Source organism: Luteolibacter sp. (assembly GCF_039920825.1).
Lineage (GTDB): Bacteria > Verrucomicrobiota > Verrucomicrobiia > Verrucomicrobiales > Akkermansiaceae > Luteolibacter.
This window is the reverse complement of sequence record NZ_JBDSCX010000078.1, coordinates 127,296-148,388: the sequence shown is the minus strand read 5'-3', so window position 1 is coordinate 148,388 and position 21,093 is coordinate 127,296. Positions and strand designations below refer to the sequence as shown.

The following is a 21,093-nucleotide window of genomic DNA, read 5'->3' as shown; positions in this document are numbered from 1 at the left end:
CCATCAACTTGGGGCGGAATTCGCGCGGAATAAATTCCGCGCTCCAGTTGTCAGAGCACGATTTCTTCCTTCGGCGCGAGCAGTTTGATGAGGCGTTGGATTACGTCGTCGCTGGTGATTCCTGCGGCTTCGGCGTTGAAGGTGGTGATCACGCGGTGGCGCAGAACCGGCGCTGCGACCGCTGCGACATCGGCGGTGGTGGCGTGATAGCGGCCGCGCAGAACGGCATGGGCCTTCGCGGCCGAAATCAGGCAGATGCCGGCGCGCGGACCAGCTCCCCAGCCGACCATTTCCTTGACGAAATCTGGTGCGGAAATGTCTTTCGGGCGGGTCGAGCGGGCGAGCTTAGCGGCGAAGTCGATGACATGATCACCGACCGGCACCCGCTTGACGATGGCTTGGATTTTCAAGATCTCCTCGGCATTGAGCAGCGGCGTGACCTGTGTGTCTGACGGGCTGGTGACGCGGCGGATGATCTCGCGTTCGTCGGCTTCGTTCGGGTAATCGACGATGATGTTGAAGAGGAAACGATCAAGCTGGGCCTCAGGCAGCGGATAGGTTCCTTCCTGCTCGATCGGGTTTTGGGTCGCGAGCACGAAGAACGGCTTGGGCAGGTTCAGCGTGTGTTCGCCGACGGTGACATGGTGTTCCTGCATGGCCTCTAACAAGGCGGCCTGGGTCTTCGGTGGAGTGCGGTTGATTTCGTCCGCGAGGACGAGGTTGGCGAAGATCGGGCCGTGGACGAAACGGAATCCGCGATGTCCGGTTTCCGGATTCACTTCAAGCACATCGGTGCCGGTGATGTCGGCGGGCATCAGGTCCGGGGTGAACTGGATACGCTTGAAACTGAGCTCAAGGGCGCGGGCCAATGTTGACACGAGAAGTGTTTTAGCGAGTCCGGGAACACCAACGAGAAGCGCATGCCCACGGCAGAAAATGGCCATCAAGGTTTGCTCGACGACCTGATCCTGACCGACGATCACGCGACCGAGTTCCGTCTTCATTTGCTTGTAAACTTCGTGGAGGTGTTCCACCGCTGCCTGGTCGCTGTTGCTCATGGTTTGGCTGATACTTGGGTTGGTGATTATGACTTACAAGCAATGTCGAAAATGGATGCAATTTTATGGAAAGGGGTTTCTGCTGTCACCGGATGGGCTCGCTGGAAAGAAGAACAATCGCTTCCCTGGGGCGGCCCGCGGCGTTCGCCTCCAACCGGACAAACCGATCGGAGCCGTCGCCCGCAGGTTGAAAATTCGTCACTCCGTCCGGTTCCACGGTGATGCGACCGGTTTCGGAGAGCTGAAAATAACCCCGGTCCGGCAACACGGCTTGAAGCACTGCCGTCGGATCCCACGTCGGCCGGTCGTGCGGCGGTGGTTCGTGTAAATAGTAGGCTTCCTTGAGCGGATGATGCGGGACGTATTGAAAATCCTGTTCAATGCTCTGATGCGGGAAAGGCACGGCGATGCCAATTTCAAATCCGCTCCAAATTCGCGGCGTCGGCCAGCGGCTGGCGAGCGATTGCGCCGCGGCGACATCCTGAACCACGTTGTATTCGGCATAGCGTGGATTGCCGTCGATGGGTGTGAATGCGCCGGCCATGAGTGAGAGAACCCGCACTTTTTTCCTGACCAGCTCTTCGCCTGTTAGTGGAGAGGCGTCATCCGGCTTCGAGTCCAACAAACGCGAGAGGTTGGTGAAAAATCCGACCTGGATCATCACCACGGATCCGTCGGCCCGCGAGGCGAGGGTCTTGCGAATCAGCGCAACGGCCTCAGGCGCGTCATTGCCGCTGCGGAGATCGTGGGGGAAAATCAATTTGCCATCCGGGGCGGTGGCGTTGGCGAGTTGGTTGAATTTTCCTTCATCGGGAGTCGCTCCATTTCGGACGACACCTATCGGGATATCGGGATTTCCGTAAAATGTGTTGATCGCATCGACGAACGGAGCGGCGAGCTCATGGTCCTTGCTGATCGTGACTGCAAGCACCTCACAATGACCGCGATGCTGAAGGGAGTGCAGCATCGCGAGCGCCATCACATCATCGACGTCATTTCCCATGTCGGTGTCGAAAATGACGGGAACCGGAGCGGCAGAAGCCGGGGTGATGCCGAGCAGAAATGCTGATAGAAGATGTTTCATGGGAATCAAGGGCGCACCCACCCGCGTTGGATGGCGATCTTCACAACGCTGGTGCGGTCAGGTGCTCCGGTTTTGGCGAGCAGGTGGGTGACGTGGAGTTTCACCGTGTTTTCGGAGATGCCAAGCGCGGCGGCGATCAGTTTGTTAGGCTGGCCGTCGACGATCAGATGGAGAATTTCCGATTCACGCGGACTAAGCGGTATACGAGTCCGGTGCTCGCGGAGTTTCATCGCGATTTCCGGTGGGAAATACCTGCCTCCTCCGGCGACCTTGCGGATGGCTGCGAGCAGTTCGGCACGCGGCGCTGACTTTGGTAGATAACCGGAAGCGTTGTTTGCCACCGCACGGGCGATGTCGGTCTCGCTGTCGTCCACCGAGAATACGATGACAGCCGGCGGGCGGATCATGGTGGCGAGTTTCTCCAAAACCTCCAGGCCGTCACGATCCGGCAGGCGGAGATCCAGCAAAACAAGATCGGGGGCCAATGTTCCTATGCGTTCCAGCGCCTCTTCCGCAGTGGACGCCTCGCCGCATAGTTCGATGTCGGGCTCGTTTTCGAGGCTGGAGCGCAATCCGGTACGGACAAAGAAGTGGTCGTCCACAATGAGCAGTCGGAGGGGAGTCACGGTTGTGGAATGGTTAGGGTAACGCGGGTTCCTCCGCCTGGTTGTGACATGATGGTGAGACGGGCGTTGATGCGGGCGGCACGTTCCCTGAGATGGAGCAGGCCGAAATGAGGTTGCTTGTCGCGCGGAGGAGTTTCGGGATCAAAGCCGCCGCCATCGTCTTGGATTGTTAGGATGGATTGTTCCGGGAGGTGCTCCAGCGTGATGCGGATGTTGGTGGCTCCGGCGTGTTTCAACGCATTGGTCACCGCTTCCTGGGCGCAGCGGAGCAGGTGGAACTCGACGGTGGATTCGAGATGGACGGAGTCGGCATTCGTTTCTGTTACAATCTTCGGCCCGTCCGGGTGGGATGCGTCGGCGGCCATCTGGACGAGCGCCGCGGCGAGACCCTCACGTTGCAGGATCTGGCTTCGGAGCTCATGGACGGATCGCCTCGCCTCGTCGCGACAGTGATCAAGCATTTTGGCCGCGTTGTCGGCGAGCTGGCGCACCGACTCCGGAGCATCGGCGATCCGGTCCCGCAGCGTGTCGAGCTGGAGGTGGAGACCTACCAGGTGTTGTTCGAGGCTGTCGTGCAGTTCACGTCCCAAACGCTGGCGCTCCCCGACGAGGGTCTGGTGGATGATCTGGGCTTCGATCAGCCGGGTCTGGCTGGCGACCTGTAGTTTGAGGGAAACCAACCACACCGTGGCGAGGGCGAGTGCCACGATACTGCCTGCAACCAACGCCTTGCGCCGGCCAGGAGATAGCCAGGGTGCCTGATCGAGAACCACGATGTCTTGTGCGTCGCGGAGCAGCAGTCCGGGGGCATGCAGGATCCCGGTAAGCAGCAGGCGGGAGCCGGGAGTCGGGATATCTGATAGATCGGCGGTGGTTGCGACAAGGGAATTTCCGATGAGATCCTCGATCCTCAGCCGGGCATCCGTCCCGTCGTCCGTGACATCCTTGAGAAGTCCCTCCACCGAAACCAACGAGTTTTCGGAGTCCGAGCTGTTGATGAGTTGCTGCATGCGGGCCAGCCTCGCGGCGGGTGACGGACCGCGGGCCAGCGTTCTAACCAACCCGTCGGCCAGTCCGGTCTTTACAGCATATCCCGCGGTGGTCACCACGTCGCCGACCCTGAAGTCCGTTTTTTGCGGAGTGCCGACCCACAGGCCGCGCGAGCCGTCAGTTAGGAAAAAGCCCTCGCCGGGTTTTACCAATGAGACCGTGCCATCGACCCGGAGCCTGAGGTCGCGCACGGCCGGTGGCTGATAGCGATGGATGCCGTCGAAAAGGGTGGGACTCTGGGAGAAGGCCCGGCGCGTGGATTCGTCGTCCGCGATGATCCAGGAGAGATTGGAAATCAACAAGCGGGCCTGGCTGAGCTGGCCACTCGAATCCCCGCCGCCCGCGACGATGGCGTGAAGCTCTATTTCCTGATCGATCCAATCGTGCCGGTCTCCCGGATCGACGTGGGGTGCCCAGACGTTGACGGCTTTTCCATCAGGTCCGCTGACCAGAAGCGCGAGGCTCCGAGGGCCGTCGCCGTCACCGAGTTTGAAATCCCGGATGGTGGCGCGGACGCTCACGAACTGGTCATGCCATCGGCCGGTGGTGAGTTGATCGAATGAAACTTGCGCCGGTTCCGGCAGCGGTGCCTTGCCGAGGTGGCGGACCGCCACGGATGGGGAGACATCCGGCGATGAAGCCGGGGCACTGCCGGAGCCCGCAACGCTGGGCGAGAAATTTCCAGCCCAGGTGATGCCGCTGACTTCGATTCTGTCGCCAGGTTCCAGCGTGGAAGAGTCGGGTGCGCCTTGCTTGCCGGGGCGGATGAAGATTCCTCCCGTTTCATCCTGAAGAAATGCATGACCGGCGAGTCCATCGTAATAGGTGACCACCCCGGTGAGCCGGACGGGGTGATGTCCTTCCGCTTGCTCCGGAGTCAGGGCGCGCACTTCCGCAACTGTGGTCAGCGGTCGCGGCCCTTCCGCCCGCACGAGTTGTGCGGAAAAAAAGAGGATCATCAACCAGCGGGAAATCATCACGTGCGACCCGACATGCCACAGCAAAACGGGTTCTGTGGCAATAGTCGGATTTGGTAGTGTCGGCGGGATTGCCGTGCGGACGAAACTCCGGTTTTCTGAAATCCCTCACATCTGCGGCGGATGCAATTCCGGCGCAGCCGTGGCCGTATTGAAAAATCCGTTAGCTTCCCATATCATGAGAATTCCAGCACTTCTGCTCGCATTGGTTTCATCGCTCGCCGCCACCCCGGAGAATCGCCTCCGTAACGGCAACTTCGAAGGCGGAACCCTCTACTGGCACCAGATCGATCCGAAGATTCACACGCTGGTCAAGGACGCCAAGGTCGGCGAATTCGCTTTGCGGATCGGAAAGGGCAACGTGATGAGCGCACCCTTCGTCGCGGACCGTGGTCAGCCGATGACGGTTTCATTTTTCGTCAAAGGTGAAAAATCTGGCAAGGTCGGCGTGCAGATGCCTCCCAGCGCACGCGAACCGGGAACCAAGGCAAAACGGCTGTGGATGGCAGAGGCCGAACAAAGCGCGGAGATAGGCACCGAATGGAAACGCGTGTCCTTCACCTGGCCTGCCGATGTGCCCGCAGAAGGATTCTGGCCAAACCCGCACTACGTTCTCCAAATCGGCGGTTACGATCAGCCAATCCTGATAGATGGCGTGACGGTGACCGCCGGTAAGGAAGGGACGGCTGATTACATTCCGCGGCGTGAACTCGAGGTGGTCGCGGAATGCGTGAATCTTCCCGGCTGGGATGGGGCGGCGGGAAACGCCTTCGACAAGGGTGCGACTGTTAAAATGGTCGCACATGTTTCCAATCCCGGTCCGACACCACGCGAGGTGACAGTAAGATGGCAATTCATCGACTACGAGGGTGTGAAGGCGATGGCCTCGCCGGTTGAAAAGAACCTCACCATCCCGCCCGGCAAGACATGGTCCGGCCCGCAGGACATGAAGCTGACCACCAACGGTTTCATCTATGCCCGACTTTCGGTGTTGGATGAAAAGGGCGAATTGCTAGACAAGTCCGATTTCCCCGTCACCTCGATTCCCTATCCGAAGAACGCGACTAAGCCGGACTACCGCGAGCGCTTCGGCGGTTCGTTCGCCGGAAGCAAGATGATGTTGGAGAAATACCAACGCCTGGGTTTTGGTTGGACGCGGTGGTTTCCAGAAACGAAGTGGCAGTTTTTTCAACCGAAGAAGGGCGATGCCTTCAACTGGCATGATGCCGAGTTCGATCTTGCCGCGAAGCACGGCGTCTCGCAGCACGTCGTGCTCTATGGCTGGCCGGAAGGGCTGATGGACAAGGAACACAGCGGCCAGCCACTGCCGCTCGACATGAAATGGAAGGCAGATGACCCGAAGTGGGATGATCTAGCCATCGAGACAGCCTGGGACAAGTTCGTGAAATCCGCCGCACTGCATTTTAAAGGCAGGTCGGTGATTTTCGAAATTGAGAACGAGCCGGAATTCGACAAGTGGGACAATTTCTACGCCGAGTATGCGAAGTTCAACATCCGCACCGCGAAGCTGATCCGCGCCACCGATCCGGCGGCGAAGATCATGGTGAACAATGTTTACGGCATCCCGAGTGGGGTGAACGCCGCGTTCTTCAAGGCGGGCGGGCTGAAGTATATCGACGTGGTCTCATGGCATGACTATCACGCCGGTTGGTTGAGCGACGCGCAGGGCATCCGGAAGATGAGGCAGAACATGGACGAGGCAGGTGGGAAAAATGTCGAGATCTGGTTCAACGAAGGCTGGGCCTATACCAACACTGCCGTCGATGAGCCCATCGCCTGCACTGATCTAACCGCAGCGGAAAGCACCAACGCGCAAGCCTGCTCGGTCGCCGAGATGACCATCGCCGGACAGGAGAAAACGATCCTTTTCCACACCGGTTACGAGGACCACGGCCAGAGCTTCTGGGACTACAGCGGACCGGGGACCTTATTGTGGGATTGGTATGCTTATCCGTTGCCGCTCGTCGCGATGTGGAATGTTTACAACCAGCATATCGGCATCAGTGATGAGGTCGGATTCGTCCGGCCACCGGGTGCGAACTTCACGATCTTCCAGGACCAGCGGAACGGCAAAGGCGTGATGATCGCCTACGCGGATCGCGAGTCGAAGGCGGATGTCACGGTGGAGCTGCCGGACTTCGGCGCATCGTTGATCGCGGAGGACATCATGGGCAACTGGGCCGCCGCACCGAAGACGCTGGTGCTCTCGAAAACCGGACGCCCCGTGATCCTTTACACTTCGAAAAAAACACCGGGCCGCGATTTTCTAACAAAAATTGAGCCGCTTGACCGCAAGCACGCGGGCTTTGTCAGCAGCGGCGGCGCGTCCTTCAATTTGCCGACGACCTGGGAGGGAACAGTCAAGGGCGGGAGCGAGGGCAGCATCGCGCTGGCAGACGGCAAGCCGGTGTGGAAGCTCGAACAACTCTGGCCGGCCGACTGGACGAAGCGAGAAAATTTCAAGCCGATGGTTTGGACCGGCACGGATTGGAACGTCAAGGAAGGCGGCTTCGGCGGCCAACCGGGCGCGGGCCTCAAGGATGGCACGTTGACATTCGGAACCCGCGCGCCACACGGCCCGGACAATGATCGCCACTTCCGCACGGCAGGCCTCACCTTTGTTGCGCCGAAAACCGGTGTCTATCAGCTCCACGGCCGCGTAACCGCCCACATGTGGGACAGCCAGAACGCCACGACGCTTTTCATTCTGAAAAAGAGCGCGGCGGGCATGGAAAAAGTCGGCGCGCTGACCATTCCCAACGGTGGCGAGGCGACTCTTGAAGGCCAATCCGCGGAACTTGCGACAGGCGAGGAGCTCGTGCTGCTGCCCCAGATCGACGGCATGTTCGCGGGCGGCGATGCCAGCTTGATGGAGTTTGCCATTTCCCTCGGCGACGCGAAGGCAACGGTAGGCTATCGTTTGCCGTTGTCGTGGGAAGGGACGGAAAAAGGCAGCGCCGCCGGCAATCCCGCGGGTGCTTCCAACAAGCCCGTCTGGCGGCTCGATCAAGTCTGGCCGGACGATCCTAACAAAGTCGCGAACTACATCCCGCTGCGTTGGGCCGGCACCCGCTGGGAGCCAACCGAGAACGGCGCGGGAGGCCAACCGGGGGTCACCGTGGAAAGCGGCGAAATCGAGTTTTCCGTGCGCGGCTCATGGGCGGACAGCCAGGGCCAGCGCATCGCCGGACTTGCTTTCATTGCTCCCGAAAGCGGCACCTGGCACATCACCGGCAGTGCCTCGTCGAAGCCATGGGAAGGCGGCGCGGAGAAGTTCAAGCTCGGCATTTTCAAGAAGGACACCCAACGCTCGGCCGAGCAGGCAATCATCGAACTTCCCCGCTCCGGTGAAATCGTGAAGCTGGATTTAAAAGTCGATCTCACCGCCGGTCACGAGTTAGTCATCCTGCCGCTCATGCCGGACTGGCACAATGCGACGAATACGAAAATCACCGGGCTGGCTGTGGAAAAGGTAAAATGATGCGGAATGACCGTCATAGTAGGGCGGCGCCCCGGCGGCGATAGGTTTTCTACCAAAGAGTCCCGTCGCGGTAACCTTTGCCCCAAAATCCGCGTACTATCGTTAAATGAATATCCTCCCACATCGGGTTGCGCAATTCCTTGCGAGCACGACTGCCTTTGTTTGCGTCTGCCATGCCGCCGAGGTGGAATCGCGCCCGATTGCTCCGCTGCAACTTCCGGATCTCGCGGGAAAGGCGACGCTGATTCCGGATCCGAAGTCAAAGGCCACCGTCTTGATTTTCCTCTCAACCACGTGCCCGATCTGCAACAAATATGCGCCGGAAATCACCCGGCTGGCCAAGACTTATACCGCCCATGGAATTTCCTTTCTGCTGGTGCAGATCGAGAAGGATTTGAGCCCGGAAGGTGCCAGGAAACACGCGAACGACTTCAATCTTCCTTCCCCGGTAATTCTCGATCCCGGGCACCGCCTGGCCAACATCACCGGCTGCACGTCAACTCCCCAGGTCGCGGTCGTTTCAAGTGACCGGATCGTGGTCTATCGCGGCTGCATTGACGATCGGTTTTTCCAACTGGGCAAAGATTCCATCAATCCAAAACATTCGTTTCTCCGGCAGGCTCTCGATGAAATTCTCGCTGGCAAACCCGTTTCGGAACCCACAACCCCGGCTATTGGCTGCGTCATCGAATGAAAACCACCGTCCTTTATCTAACGATCATATCGGGCGTTTGCGCTGCCGAAGTCCCGACCTATAACAAGGACGTTGCTCCCATCCTCTATCAAAAATGCATGTCTTGTCACCGGGCGGGAGAGGTAGGACCTTTTCCGTTGGCAAGCTTCAAGGATGCCGTGAAACACGCGCGGCAGATCGTCGATGTGACGGATGATAGAATCATGCCGCCATGGAAACCGGTTGCGGGACATGGAGAGTTCAAAGGCGCGAGAAAGCTGGAGGATTCCCAGATCGCCACACTGAAGGCGTGGGTTGACGGTGGAAAAATCGAGGGCGCGGCGGCGGATTACCAAGCGCCGCCCGAGTTTCCGACAGGTTGGCATTGCGGCGAGCCGGATTTGATTCTGAAGGTCGCCAAGCCCTTCGAAATTCCCGCAGAGGGTCCCGACATCTATGTTCACTTCGTGCTGCCGCTTGCGTTTTCCGAGGACAAGTATGTGCGCGGCGTGCAGATCAGGCCGAGCGACCGCCGGGTGGCGCACCACGGTGTGATCCTGCTGGACGGCAGCGGCAAGGCGCGCGAAATGGCAGCCAGGCATGACGGCGACCATTACCCGAATTTCGGCGGGCCCGGTTTCATTCCGCGGGGATTCCTTCCCGGTTACGCGCCGGGAATGACAACGCGCATCCCGGCCGCAGGCGCTGAAAACGAAGTCTCCCTCACACTGGGCAAAGGACTCGATGTGGTCCTGCAAATGCACTATCACCCCACGGGCCGGGCCACGACGGACCAGCCGCAGATCGGCCTTTATTTCACCACCACTCCGCCCAAGCGCGGCCCTGCCGTGGTGCTGATGGCTAACAACGATGTCGATATCGCACCGGGCGAGGCACGGCACGCCAATGTGGATGAATTCAAGCTGCCGGTGGATTTCGAAGTCAGGGACATCTGGGGCCACATGCACATGATCGGCAAGACTCTGAAAGTCGTCGCCAAGCTGCCACAAGGAGGGACGCGGGATCTGTTGGAAATAGACGATTGGGATTTCAACTGGCAGGATACTTATATCTATCAGAATCCGTTCGTCCTTCCGAAGGACACCGTGATCCATGCCGAGTGGACCTGGGACAATTCTGCGGCGAATCCGCGCAATCCCAACAATCCGCCGACACGCATCGTCCTCGGCGAGGGCAGCACGGACGAAATGTCCGGCCTGATCATCGGCGGTATCACGGTGAACCAGGGACTCGACGAGGGAATCATGTGGCTCAACGTTCTCGGTCACTACATGGACGCGGAGGGGAAATCGAAAGCCGCAAGCGAGCGGCGGAAGGCCGCCGATATGCGATGAAACGAGGCACGGTCAGGGAGATTCGATCACGCTGCTTTTGTAAAATCCGCGGCCGTTGAGGCCGACGATGATTTCGCCGCTCTTATTGGGATTAAACGTAATGCAGGTGCCGCGCAGCATGGGCAGGCCGGAATTCTGTTGGATCCATTCCGGATTTTCCGCGAGGGCGCTTTCCGTCATCCAGACGCCGGTGGCTTGGGAGTGCTCGACGCCGGGATTGTGGTTCGTCACGTAGATCACGCGGTTGGAGTCGGCAGGATCGACGGCGACGTCATAGGCATATTCATCCTGCCGGACGCGTTTCCAGTCGCCGTGGTTGTAGCGCCAGATTCCGGAGTGATACTGGTTATACTTCCAGGAGGCGACCCAGAAGCGTTCGGGATCGGAAGGGTCGATGGCGATGTGGTTCGACTCGGCGGACTCGATATTGACGAGCTTTTTGAAATCATTGGCGGGCGACCCCCTGTAGATGCCGGTCCTGGCGGTGATGTAGAGGACCGGAGCGCTACCGGAGGAGGCTTCGATTTCCATCAGATCGCCATCTCCGACGTCGATCTTCTTCCACGAATCACCGGCATCTGCCGAGTAGTGGAGTTTTCCGCCACGCACGAACCAGAGTTTCGAGGAGTCCTGCGGCAGCGTGCAGAGGGAGCTGGACATGCCTTTTCCAGGACATGATAGAATCGTCCAGTGGAGGCCGCCATCCTTGCTTCCGGCGATTTGCTGTTCCCACCCGTCCTGGCCGAATGCGGCGTAAAGAGTCTTTCCGTCCGCGGCGAACGTCACATCGATTCCACCACCCCATCCGGATAGAGTGGGGCCGTGCATGTGCCAGTCGGTCATGTCGGTACTGGTCATAAACTTGCCGTCGTCCATGGCCATCAACACGAGTTGTGATGGCTGATAGGGATTCCATTTTGCCTTCATCGGCACATAGCCGGAGAAGCCGCGGCCTTGCCAGGTGTCCGGGGTCTTGCCGGGCTTTGAGGTGGTTTCCATCCAGGTTTCACCGCCGTTGGTGGTTTTGAAAATGTGAACCGAATTGCAGGTGTAAACCGTGTTCGCATCCAGCGGGTCGATCTCGATCCAGTTGCCCTGGAATCCAAGACCGGTGGGGACGGCGGGCATGCGCTTGTCGGTTATATTCGACCAATGGACTCCGGCATCCCCGCTTCGGAAAAGTTGCTGCCAGTTGGAATCCGCGACGTAAAGGACATCCGGATTGGATCTTGAAACCGATATTTTCGAGCAGAAATGATCGTTGGCCGGGTCAGCGGACAGGCCGTCGCCGGAAGCCGTCCACGTCTCTCCGCCATCGGTGCTTTTGAATACACCGCAACGTCCGGCCGCCATCGAGCACCATAGGATTTTCGGATCGGCGGGATGGGTGGCAACGGTATCCACCAATCCGTTAGCGATGCCCTGGTTTTTCAAAATCCAGGTCGCTCCGCTGTCGTCGCTGCGAAAGATGCCTTGGTCGCGCACTGAGACAAAGATGATCTGATTGCTCCCGGCGGCGAACGTCGCGGATTGCACGTCGCCACCCACACCTTTGTTGTTGGAGTGGATGACACTTTTGAGTTTCCAAGTTTCGCCGGAATCCGTGCTTTCCCAGACCGCGCCATAACGGGCGTCTGCATATTTCATGTTCACCCACTTCCGGCGGCTTCCTCCGAAGGCGAGCATTCTGGAGGGTTGATTCGGATCGAAGAGGATTTTCTGGATCGGCACATTGTATCCCCAATAGGATTCCGGCGCGGGCAGTCCGTTGCGTTTTTCAGTCCAGTTCTTTCCGCCGTCGGTGCTTTTGTAGATGCCGCCCATGGTCCCTAACCAGACCTCGGTCTTGCTGCCGGGCTTCCAGATGGCTTCGGCGCATTCCCAGTTTTTCAGGCCGAATGTATCGAGCCATGATTCGCCGCCATCGTTGCTTACAGACGGGCCGAGCATGTCTCCCGAGGCGATGATCTGGCTGGGATTCGCAGGGTTGACGACAATGGCGGTGACCGCACCGCCGACACCGGGTTCCCTGACAGCGGTCCATTCAAGCGTGGACGCCGTTGCCGGGAGGATGAGCGCGATCGCAGGTATTGTGAAGAAATTCATAGGTTGGGTAAAAGAGACACATCAACGAATGTGGAGATGATCATATTTCAAAATTCGAGCCCTGTTGCCGCAAGTGGGAAAGGCCACCGTAGCGGAATCTCGTTTGGGAGATGTTGCATTCCCTTGAGAAATGGTTTACGAAACTTGTAACTTCTGCCCCTGCGCTGGCGTACTTCGGAGTGTTGTCCATCAAGTTTAAAAACCTATGAAAACGATCATTTATTTCCTGACAGGCTTCGGTCTTTCCGTGCTTCTACCGCAAAACGTGATGGCCGATCCGTTTGAGGACGGGATGCGCCAGGCATTCACCGACTATAAAAAGGGCGATAACGAAGCGGTCAGTGCAAAGCTCCGCGACCTTCTCAAGATCATGGACGAGAAGGGTGCCGCGAAAGTCGGTGGTCTTCTTCCCGACGCGATGGATGCTTGGAAAGGCGAAACCGTGAAGCGCGAGGATGTCCCCGGCGGCGGGGTTTCGATGTCGCGGGTTTACGTTTCCGGCGCTCACCGGATCACCGTGAAAGTCATCAAGGATTCGCCGTTGGTGGCCCAGTTGCTGCCACTGTTAGCCAACGAGGAATTGATCAAAATGACCAATCGCAAGACTCATCGAATCGCGGGTGAAACCGCCATCATGGAAGGCGAGCACAAGTTGCAAGTCGTCTTGGACGAGCGGATTTACGTTGAATTCGAGGGGGACGAGGGCACCGGCGAGACCGAGTTGGTATCCTTTGCGACAAAGATCGATTTGGCCAAGTTGGGGAAGTTGAAATAAGCAATCACTCCGGATCGGAGTCGAGCGAGGGCAGGCAGTTGATGAAAAAATTGCCCGCTCGTTCCGCATCGCGGCTCAAGGTGGATGTTTCTGCGTTCAGCGGATTTCCGGCTATCATCTGGGACAGCATTGGTTCGTCGGATGGTGGCTCGGTGATGGGAGCTTCGGCGATCGATGCGGCGGTTCTCGGAGGTGCTGGGCGGATTGCCATCATGATGACGGTTGCTGCGAGTGCCGACGGAAGCAGAAGCCAAGGCCACCAACGTTTCGGAGCCGGGCGCTGGTGTTGATCGAGTGCGCGAAGAATGCGGGATTCCAAGCCGGGTGAGGGCTGAGGATCAGGCGTTTGCGAACGCAGGAGGTCGGAGATTTCACGGAATGTCTCGTCGCGTTTCATGGGAACATGCGTTGGGGTTCGGGAAGGGAATCGGGAATATCGATAGAACGAGTGCCGTGGATTTTTTCGGCCAGTGATTTGCGCGCACGGTGGAGAATGACCTTGATGGCTCCCTCGCGTTTTCCCAGGACAGCTGCGATTTCCTTGAGGGAAAGTTCCTCGCGGTAATGCAGCCAGAGCGCGCCGTAGGCATCGGGTGTTAGGTGGGCTTTCGCAATCTCCCAGAGCCAGAGCGCCCGGTTCGCGGGTTCCGGCTCGTTGGTTGTTAGGTCTTCTGCCGGGATGGGACGCTTGCGGCGCAACGCGGAAATGGACTGGCGTCTCGCAATCGTGAAAAGCCAGGGCAACAGCGGAAGATCCGGATTGTAGCGGTGGAATTTGTTCCAAGCCCTGAGAAACGTTTCCTGCGTGAGGTCCTCCGCATCCTGGCGGTGGCGGGTCAATGCCAGCAGAAAGGCGAAAACCCGGGTGTGGTGACGCCCGACTAACAGGCTAAAGGCATCCATCGATCCCTCTCTCGCGAGTCGAGCGAGGGTTGCGTCGTCGGAAGCATCGGATGGATTCAAAACAAGAAACCTTGATGAGTTGGAACGAAAAAGAAAATCCGGAAATGACCGTCGGTCAGTGCGCCGCATCCTTTTTCCTGTCGGCGGCTTCCTTCATGATTTGGAGCCAGGCGGGGATCGGCACGCTGAGGGCGACGTTCACGCCGGGCTGATTCTGGGTGGCGGTGACTTCGCTTTGGAAATCGACGTTGCCGAGCGTGGCGTTTCCGGCTTCGGCGAGGGCGAGAATGCCGTCGAGGACGCGGCGCAGGCGGTTGGCGTGTCTGTTGTCCTTGCTCTCGGCACCCATGTGGATCGAGAAGCGTCCGTTGTTTTCAGTGGCGGCGATTCGCAGAACGCTGGCCAAGCGGAGGATTTTCGAAGCATCGGGGGGGAGTTCGGTTTCACCGAGATTGGCCGTCGCGGCGATCAATGGTTTTCCTCCGCTGCTGGAGAAAATCGGATCGGCGGTGGCTGGTGCGTTCGTTTTCAAAACATCGAGTTCCTGTTTCAGGGAATCGTCCTGACGGCTGAAAACGAGAAGGCCGTCACTGGCAAAGGCGGCGTGCTGGGTTTGTTCCTTATCCTTCCACGAGCGGATGGTGAATCCGTTGTAGTTTTCCTCGGAATAATCGTCCGAGGCTTTGACAACGTCCACCATGTGGCCTTGATCGAAAGTCCCGTGGATTAGGGCGACCGCGTGTTCGGGTTTTCCGTCGCCGAGGAGTGTGATGTCGTTGAGATCATTGATAAGGTGGACGGAGGAGATCCGCTTGAGCCCCTGCAGTTTCGCTCCGTGATCGGCTTCGATTCTCGCGAAAATCGCCTTGCCCGTCTCGCTCTCGCGCATGGCGTCCATATCGAGATGCAGGGTCCATTTCGCGGAAGCAGGGACTTGAGAGGCAACGAGTTCGGCCGCGGAAAGGGGAGCGGTCAGGGCGATGAGGCAGAGGATTTGATTTTTCATGGCGTGGGTCGAGTATCTGCCGTGAGGTACGCGCTTTTTCCGGATAAGGTTACATTCGGTTGAAATGAGCGGGTGGTTCCGCCCAAGGGCCAGGTTTCCCGGCGGTAGAGTCGGCCCGGGTCCCCCGTCACACGTCTTTACATGGGTCCTCGTCCGTGTAGGGTGATCGCGCTGCTCACCACCCCCATTTTAATGTTTCGTCAGCCACGTCCCCCCGACCCTGACCAGGACCTTGTCACGCGTGCCCAACAGGGTGATACGCGCGCTTTCGACGCCCTGATCCTCAAGTATGGCGACAAGCTTTACGGCCTTGTCTACAACATGACCTCCCACAAGGAGGACACGCACGACCTGCTTCAGGAAATCTTCGCCCGGTCCTATCAGTCGTTGGGCAAATTCCGCGGCAGTTCCACCTTTTATACCTGGATCTATCAGATATCGACCAACCTGACGCTCAATTTTCTGAAGAAACGGAAACGCCGGACTGGATTGAGCCTCAACGATATGGAGTCCTCGGTACAGCAGGATCCAGCATTGATTGATACCACCCACGAGGCGAATCCCGAGAAGCAGACCAATCTCAACGAGCTTCAGATAAAATTGAACGAAGCGATGATGAAGTTGTCTGAACCCCACAGAATGGTTGTGACGATGTTCGACATCCAAGGCATGTCCCACGCGGACATCGCCAAGGTTCTCAAAACATCCGAAGGCACCATTCGTTCTCGCCTCCACTATGCGCATCTCCAACTTCAGTCGGCTTTACAAGACAGTTGGGAAGAAAGATTTTAAAATTCTTCTTGCGCATCGGGAATTTATTTTATAAATCCTAATTATCAATCGCAGTGAAACCAACGGTCGAACAAATCGGAAACCTGCTAGCCCTCAAGCGCGACGAGCGTCCTGAGGAGGGCTACTGGCAGGGTTTTCTGTGCGAATTCCATCAGAGCCAGCGTGAGCAAGCCGTGAAAAAGTCGGGACTCATGAGTTTCGTTGGACGCGCTTCCGAGTGGTTCTCCGATCTTGGACCTTCCAAATGGGCTTATGGCGCTGGATTGGCCTACGCCACTCTGACCGTTGCGTTTTTCCTCACCCCACGGGATGTCGTGAAGGAGGGAACCCCGGTGACCCCGGTGAATTACCAAGTCGTGCCGGCTCCGGCACCGCCCCAGGTTGAGCAACTCAACCAACTGGACCTGAGTCCTTCGACTCAAGGTAGCGCGGGCGAACAGGTATTCTAATTCCAGCGAGCCTCAAATGGTGGATCTGGAATGCCCGCGCCGACGGTGGTCGGTTCGAATGCTTTGTTTTTATGGCGCTTGCACGTTTGCGGGCTTTGCCCAGCCCGTTGCCATCACGCCGCGCTGGCAGGTCAATTTTCCCGCTACCGCCAATGGCATCGCCGTGGATTCGACCGCTGTTCCCGTGGATGATGGCTCAATCCTGGTGGTCGTTGTCGCTGTGGGAGCGGATCCGATGAACCCCAAACTTCAGGTGGGGAACCGAATGATCCCGGTCAAGGTGATCGGCCATGACCCGGTATCGCGCCTTGAGTTTCTTAAAGTGGAGGGAAGCGAGCGGCCAAAGCAGATCGAATGGAGCGATGAGGTCGGAGCGAACGCAAGTGCGGCGCTCAGGACGGTGGAACCCGGCGGAGCCTTCAAATGCCGCACGACCGGTTGGGTGAAGCAGGTGGGTGGAAAAATTTTGCCGCTGGCCTTGTTGCGCGTCAGTTTCAGTCGGGCCATTCCGCCGCCGGGAACACCGCTGGTGGATGATTCCGGGCGGGTGGTTGGTATCTTTTTCCAAAGTGCGGGAGCGGCGAACTCCGGTTACGCGATTCCTGCCGAGGCTGTGCATCGCGTGCGGACGGACTTGTGCGGCAGTGGCAAAGTCGTCCGCGGCTGGCTGGGGCTCGCCCTGCGTGCGGACTCCCAACTGCCTCAGATCAGCCGGATTTTGCCGGACTCTCCCGCCGCTGCGGCCGGAGCCCGGGTCAACGACGTGATTCTGAGTATCGGGAATCGGGAAGTGACGGAATATGCCGATGCCGCCAACGCGTTCTTTTACCTCGTCCCCGGACAACCGGTGCGGGTCAAGCTGCTCAGGAATGCCGAGCAACTTGAACTCACACTCACCCCGACGAAACCGCGGGATCCCTGACTTCAGCGCCCTGTTGGTGGCTCAATCGGTGGCATCCCGGGTGGCAGGGCCGGTGATTTGGTGGTCGGCAGTGCGGGTGTTTCCCCAAGCGACATGAGGAACGACCAATGGTAGTTCTTATCTGCTGGGATTTGATACTTCGGCAAGGCAAGCGCGCCCCATGAATTGGTTCCGCCAAGGCCGGATTGCACGTGGTCCAGATTGATGGTGTAAAAATCGCGGGGCGGGATTTCCCCGGAGTGCATGGCCAACGTGATGTCGGTCGCCGTACACGGATAGCAGCTCATTTCCAACAGGCTTTCGCCGGTGGCATCGACGCGGAGGTTGCTGCCGCCCGCGGGGCTGGAAAGCATGGCCCAGCGGATGCCGGTGCGGTTTCCGGATTCCTGCGGATCGATATAACGGTAAAACAACGCGGGGATGCTGCCTTCGTGAATCGTCGTCCATGAGCCGGTCTTGCGATCGGTGTAATTCTCGTGCGGACCGTTGCCATACCATTTCCAAACCGGAGTCCGGCTGGAAGTCTCGAACTGATAGCCGATCCGTGGAATGGTCGGCAATCCCTTGCCGGGACGGAACTCCGTGTCGATGGAGAGCTGGCCGTTGCCGGTGAAGCGGTAGCGGATAGTGGCCGTGCTTTGATTGGCCGGAATGGCGAGTTCGGCGGTGACGACGACGTCGTTGCCTTCCTGGGTCACGCTGGCTTTGGTGGCTGTCGCCCTCGCACCGGCGTACTGCCAGACCTTGAGCAGGTGATTGAGCTTGGCTCCCTCATCGTTGTTAGTCGTCGGCCGCCAGAAATTGAGACCCAGTGGTGACTGAAGCCATTCCTGATCCTTGGACTTGATAGAGCTGATGTAGCCGCGCTTCTTGTCGATGGTCACGACGACATCCGGGGCATTGAGTGTGATGGCGGAGTCGTTTTCCGTGAAACTGGCGGGCTTGTCGCTGGCGGTTGGATTCACCGGGGTGCGTTTGCCCCACGGCAGCGGAATTTCATCCCAGGCGACGGGCATTCCCGCAGGATTCCAGGCGTTCTCTTCAGTTAGGTCGTAGCGGACCCGGAAGAAATATTCGCTGCCCGGCTTGGGAGTGCAGTTGGTCGCGACATCGAGAACGGCGGACTGTTGGGGGGCGATCTCGGGTAGTGTCAGTTTTCCTTCGCCGACGGCGATGCCATCTTCCATCAGTTTCCAAGACGCGTTGACCGGATTGATGCTGCGGAAAAAGTATTCGTTCTGGATTTTGATTTTAACCGTTGGCGTGGTGACATCCACCGGCATCGTATGAATATCCTGATAGACCTTCTTCACCTCGTCGAACTGTGGAGATGGGGAAAGCGTGGCCGAAACAATTCCGTTGCAGCAGAACGACACGTCGGTCGGGCGGTCGTTGAAATCACCGCCATAGGCCAGAAAACGCTGGGTCTTGGGCTTTTCCGCATCCTTGGCAAAGTCCAGCATCACCACCGAGTCCTTCGCGTCGAGCGCGTTGCCGGCCAGTTGCTCGGCGGTCAGAGCTTTCGGATAGACCGCGGCACGGCGGATCGAACCATTGAAACGGCGCGCCGTTTCCTCCGTGTCGATGCCGAATGCCAGCTCGAAGTCGTTTTTGGAAACCTGCGCGGAGCATGGCTTGCTGGCGGCGGATTTGCCGTCGATGTAAAGCGTGAGTGCCGCCCCATCATAGACTCCGGCGTAGGTATGGAATTTGGACGCGGCATCGGCCGGAAGTTTCGCCGCGACGTTGTTCCACTGTCCGGACGCGTAGATGAAGAATTCGAGATCGCCATTTTCCGTGAGTTTCAAACTGTAGGAAGTGTCGCCCTTCGAAATCAGCGGCTGCCCGCCTTGGCTGAATCCGGGGTTGTTGAGGCGGGCCTCGGCGACCAGCGTCAGGTTTCCGGTGAGGTCGAGCTTGTCGGATTTTTCCACCGCCACGCTTCCGCCGTAGAGTCCCTCGTCGGTCGATAGCGAGCCTAGCAGACGAAGCTTGTTGCCGTTTCCTGAACGGTCCTCAAGGTCGGCGCTCTTGTGCTTTTTGCTCATGATTCCCTGATCCTTCCAATCCCAGATCGAACCTCCCTGGAGCAGGCGTTCCTTGCGGATGAGTTCCCAGTAGTCGCTCAGGTTTCCGGTGGAGTTTCCCATGGCATGGCTGTATTCGCACTGGATGAGGGGGCGTTGTTTGTCCAACGGCTTCTTCTCTTCTGATCGGCAGTATTTCTCGCAATCCTGAATCGTCTCATACATCGGCGAATAGACATCCGCATGGTCGCCATGGGCGGCCTGTTCATAGTGAATCGGGCGGGACGGATCGCGTTGGCGGATCCACATGGAGGCCTTGACGAAATTCTCTCCGTCACCGGCCTCGTTGCCCATCGACCACATCAGGATGCAGGGATGGTTCTTGTCGCGCTCGATTAGATTGCGGATGCGGTCGAGGTGCGCCTCAAACCATGTGGGGTCTTTCGCAAGGGATTGTTCCTTGTAGCCCATGCCGTGGGATTCGATGTTCGCCTCAGCGATGACATAAAATCCAAGTTCGTCGCAGAGTTCCACCAGAGCGGGATCATTCGGATAGTGCGAGGTCCGCACCGTGTTGATGTTGGCCCGTTTCATCTGCAGCAGATCGGCGCGGATGTTGTCGCGGGTGAGATAGTGACCGGTGGTCGGATTGTGGTCGTGGCGGTTGACTCCCTTGATCAGGATCGGCTGGCCGTTGTGGAGCAACTGCCCGTTCTTGATTTCCGAGCGGCGGAAACCGGTCTTGCCGGCGTGATGGGCGATTTCCTTGCCGGCGGAATCAGTTAGGGTGATCTCGTAGGAGTAGAGGTTGGGGATTTCCGCAGACCATGCCATGACATCCGGAATGGCATCGAGTTTCACCTCGCCGTCGGCGGATTGGTTGGCTGGGATTTTCACCGTGACCGGAGGCACTGCGATCATGCTTCCGTTAGGTGATTGGATCGTCAGGGTTGCGGTGGCCGTCGATTCCGTGGAGCCATGGTTGGCGATCTTCGCCGAGAAACCAAGAGTTCCCGTTTTGTAATCATCGGCCAAGCCCGCCTTGATCCAGAAATCCTTGAGGTCGAGGGTGTCCGCCGACCAAAGATAGACGTCGCGGAAAATGCCGGACATCCGGAACATGTCCTGGTCCTCAAGGTAGGAACCGTCCGAGTATTGATAGACCTCCGCCGCTAACAGGTTTTCGCCATCCTGGAGATAGGGTGTGATGTCGAATTCGGCGGGCGTCCGCGAATCCTGCGAGTAGCCGACTTTCTTGCCGTTGATCCAAAGATAGAATGCGGAATCCACCGCACCGAAGACGATAAACGTCTGCCGCCCCTTCCAATTTTCGGGAATGGTGAACTTGTGCCGGTAGGATCCGACCTGGTTGCGGTTTTCGATCGGGAAATTGGTGAAATGCTGCGGCGGTTCGCCCATCACGGTCGGTGGATTCTTGGCGAACGGATAGGTGATGTTCGTGTAAAGCGGAATCCCGTAGCCCTGCATCTGCCAGTTCGAAGGCACCGGGATTTCCTTCCACGCGGAGTCATCGAACGAAGGGGCTTCAAATCCGTTGGGCTTGGCGGGTGGATTGCCCACATGATTGAATTTCCAATTGCCGTTGAGCAGTTGGCACCAGGGGGATTCCAAACGCCCTTTGGTTTGGGCGTTCTCTTTGCTCGGAAACGGCATCGACGTCGATCGCGGCGTCTCCTTGTTGATCCGGAAAACGGCTTGGTTCTCCCAATCCGGTTGTTGGGCGAACGCGGTGGTGGCGAGCGCGAGGGCTAGCAGTTGGATTTTCAT

16 protein-coding genes are annotated in these 21,093 nt (G+C 58.4%); 7 read left to right on the top strand and 9 right to left on the bottom strand.

The annotated features are described in order from the left end of the window. Positions 1-50: 50 nt before the first annotated feature. From ABIQ96_RS22745 to ABIQ96_RS22730, 4 genes are all read right to left on the bottom strand, one after another. A complete protein-coding gene (locus ABIQ96_RS22745) occupies positions 51-1,058 on the bottom strand; it encodes a MoxR family ATPase (protein WP_348216946.1) in 1,008 nt (335 codons plus the stop codon). Between the two features lie 85 nt (positions 1,059-1,143). Continuing rightward, the gene (locus ABIQ96_RS22740; RefSeq protein ID WP_348216945.1) at positions 1,144-2,142 is read right to left on the bottom strand and encodes a nucleoside hydrolase; all 999 of its coding nucleotides are present in this window, start codon (positions 2,140-2,142) and stop codon (positions 1,144-1,146) included. A gap of 5 nt (positions 2,143-2,147) precedes the next feature. Continuing rightward, positions 2,148-2,768 (bottom strand): response regulator transcription factor, encoded by a 621-nt coding sequence (locus ABIQ96_RS22735; protein ID WP_348216944.1) that lies wholly within the window; start codon positions 2,766-2,768, stop codon positions 2,148-2,150. Then, the gene (locus ABIQ96_RS22730) at positions 2,765-4,777 is read right to left on the bottom strand and encodes a histidine kinase (RefSeq protein WP_348216943.1); all 2,013 of its coding nucleotides are present in this window, start codon (positions 4,775-4,777) and stop codon (positions 2,765-2,767) included. The genes ABIQ96_RS22735 and ABIQ96_RS22730 overlap by 4 nt, the downstream gene beginning before the upstream one ends. Before the next feature lie 196 nt (positions 4,778-4,973). Between ABIQ96_RS22730 and ABIQ96_RS22725 the strand changes: the two genes are divergently transcribed. From ABIQ96_RS22725 to ABIQ96_RS22715, 3 genes are all read left to right on the top strand, one after another. Next, positions 4,974-8,297: a hypothetical protein gene (locus tag ABIQ96_RS22725; RefSeq protein ID WP_348216942.1), complete on the top strand. Its 3,324-nt coding sequence runs from the start codon at positions 4,974-4,976 to the stop codon at positions 8,295-8,297. 106 nt (positions 8,298-8,403) lie between these two features. After that, positions 8,404-8,991 carry a redoxin family protein gene (locus ABIQ96_RS22720; protein WP_348216941.1) on the top strand — a complete coding sequence of 196 codons (588 nt, stop codon included), beginning with the start codon at positions 8,404-8,406 and terminating at the stop codon, positions 8,989-8,991. Beyond that, positions 8,988-10,325, top strand: a complete 1,338-nt coding sequence (locus ABIQ96_RS22715; protein WP_348216940.1) for an ascorbate-dependent monooxygenase — start codon at positions 8,988-8,990, stop codon at positions 10,323-10,325. Before ABIQ96_RS22720 ends, ABIQ96_RS22715 begins: the two co-directional genes overlap by 4 nt. 12 nt (positions 10,326-10,337) lie before the next feature. Here the strand turns inward: ABIQ96_RS22715 and ABIQ96_RS22710 are convergent, their stop codons facing one another. Beyond that, entirely contained in the window at positions 10,338-12,431 is a 2,094-nt protein-coding gene (locus ABIQ96_RS22710) for a hypothetical protein (protein WP_348216939.1), read from the bottom strand. 205 nt (positions 12,432-12,636) lie between these two features. Here ABIQ96_RS22710 and ABIQ96_RS22705 point away from each other — a divergent pair, with 205 nt between their 5' ends. Then, positions 12,637-13,206 carry a hypothetical protein gene (locus ABIQ96_RS22705; protein WP_348216938.1) on the top strand — a complete coding sequence of 190 codons (570 nt, stop codon included), beginning with the start codon at positions 12,637-12,639 and terminating at the stop codon, positions 13,204-13,206. A 4-nt stretch (positions 13,207-13,210) separates the two neighbouring features. Here ABIQ96_RS22705 and ABIQ96_RS22700 read toward each other — a convergent pair whose 3' ends face one another. The 3 genes from ABIQ96_RS22700 to ABIQ96_RS22690 are packed head-to-tail and all read right to left on the bottom strand — an operon-like array spanning position 13,211 to position 15,115. After that, a complete protein-coding gene (locus ABIQ96_RS22700; protein ID WP_348216937.1) occupies positions 13,211-13,603 on the bottom strand; it encodes a hypothetical protein in 393 nt (130 codons plus the stop codon). Beyond that, the gene (locus ABIQ96_RS22695; RefSeq protein WP_348216936.1) at positions 13,600-14,169 is read right to left on the bottom strand and encodes an RNA polymerase sigma factor; all 570 of its coding nucleotides are present in this window, start codon (positions 14,167-14,169) and stop codon (positions 13,600-13,602) included. Before ABIQ96_RS22695 ends, ABIQ96_RS22700 begins: the two co-directional genes overlap by 4 nt. Positions 14,170-14,224: 55 nt before the next feature. Further along, entirely contained in the window at positions 14,225-15,115 is an 891-nt protein-coding gene (locus ABIQ96_RS22690) for a hypothetical protein (RefSeq protein ID WP_348216935.1), read from the bottom strand. 162 nt (positions 15,116-15,277) lie between these two features. On the opposite strand from ABIQ96_RS22690, the gene ABIQ96_RS22685 reads away from it, so the two are divergent. From ABIQ96_RS22685 to ABIQ96_RS22675, 3 genes are read left to right on the top strand one after another with little or no spacing between them, the layout of a single operon-like run. Next, complete coding sequence (locus ABIQ96_RS22685) at positions 15,278-15,907, top strand: sigma-70 family RNA polymerase sigma factor (RefSeq protein ID WP_348216934.1); 630 nt, start codon at positions 15,278-15,280, stop codon at positions 15,905-15,907. Positions 15,908-15,960: 53 nt separating this feature from the next. Further along, the gene (locus ABIQ96_RS22680; RefSeq protein ID WP_348216933.1) at positions 15,961-16,356 is read left to right on the top strand and encodes a hypothetical protein; all 396 of its coding nucleotides are present in this window, start codon (positions 15,961-15,963) and stop codon (positions 16,354-16,356) included. 58 nt (positions 16,357-16,414) lie between these two features. Next, a complete protein-coding gene (locus ABIQ96_RS22675; protein WP_348216932.1) occupies positions 16,415-17,278 on the top strand; it encodes a S1C family serine protease in 864 nt (287 codons plus the stop codon). A gap of 2 nt (positions 17,279-17,280) precedes the next feature. Here ABIQ96_RS22675 and ABIQ96_RS22670 read toward each other — a convergent pair whose 3' ends face one another. Continuing rightward, positions 17,281-21,093, bottom strand: a complete 3,813-nt coding sequence (locus ABIQ96_RS22670; protein WP_348216931.1) for a glycoside hydrolase family 2 TIM barrel-domain containing protein — start codon at positions 21,091-21,093, stop codon at positions 17,281-17,283.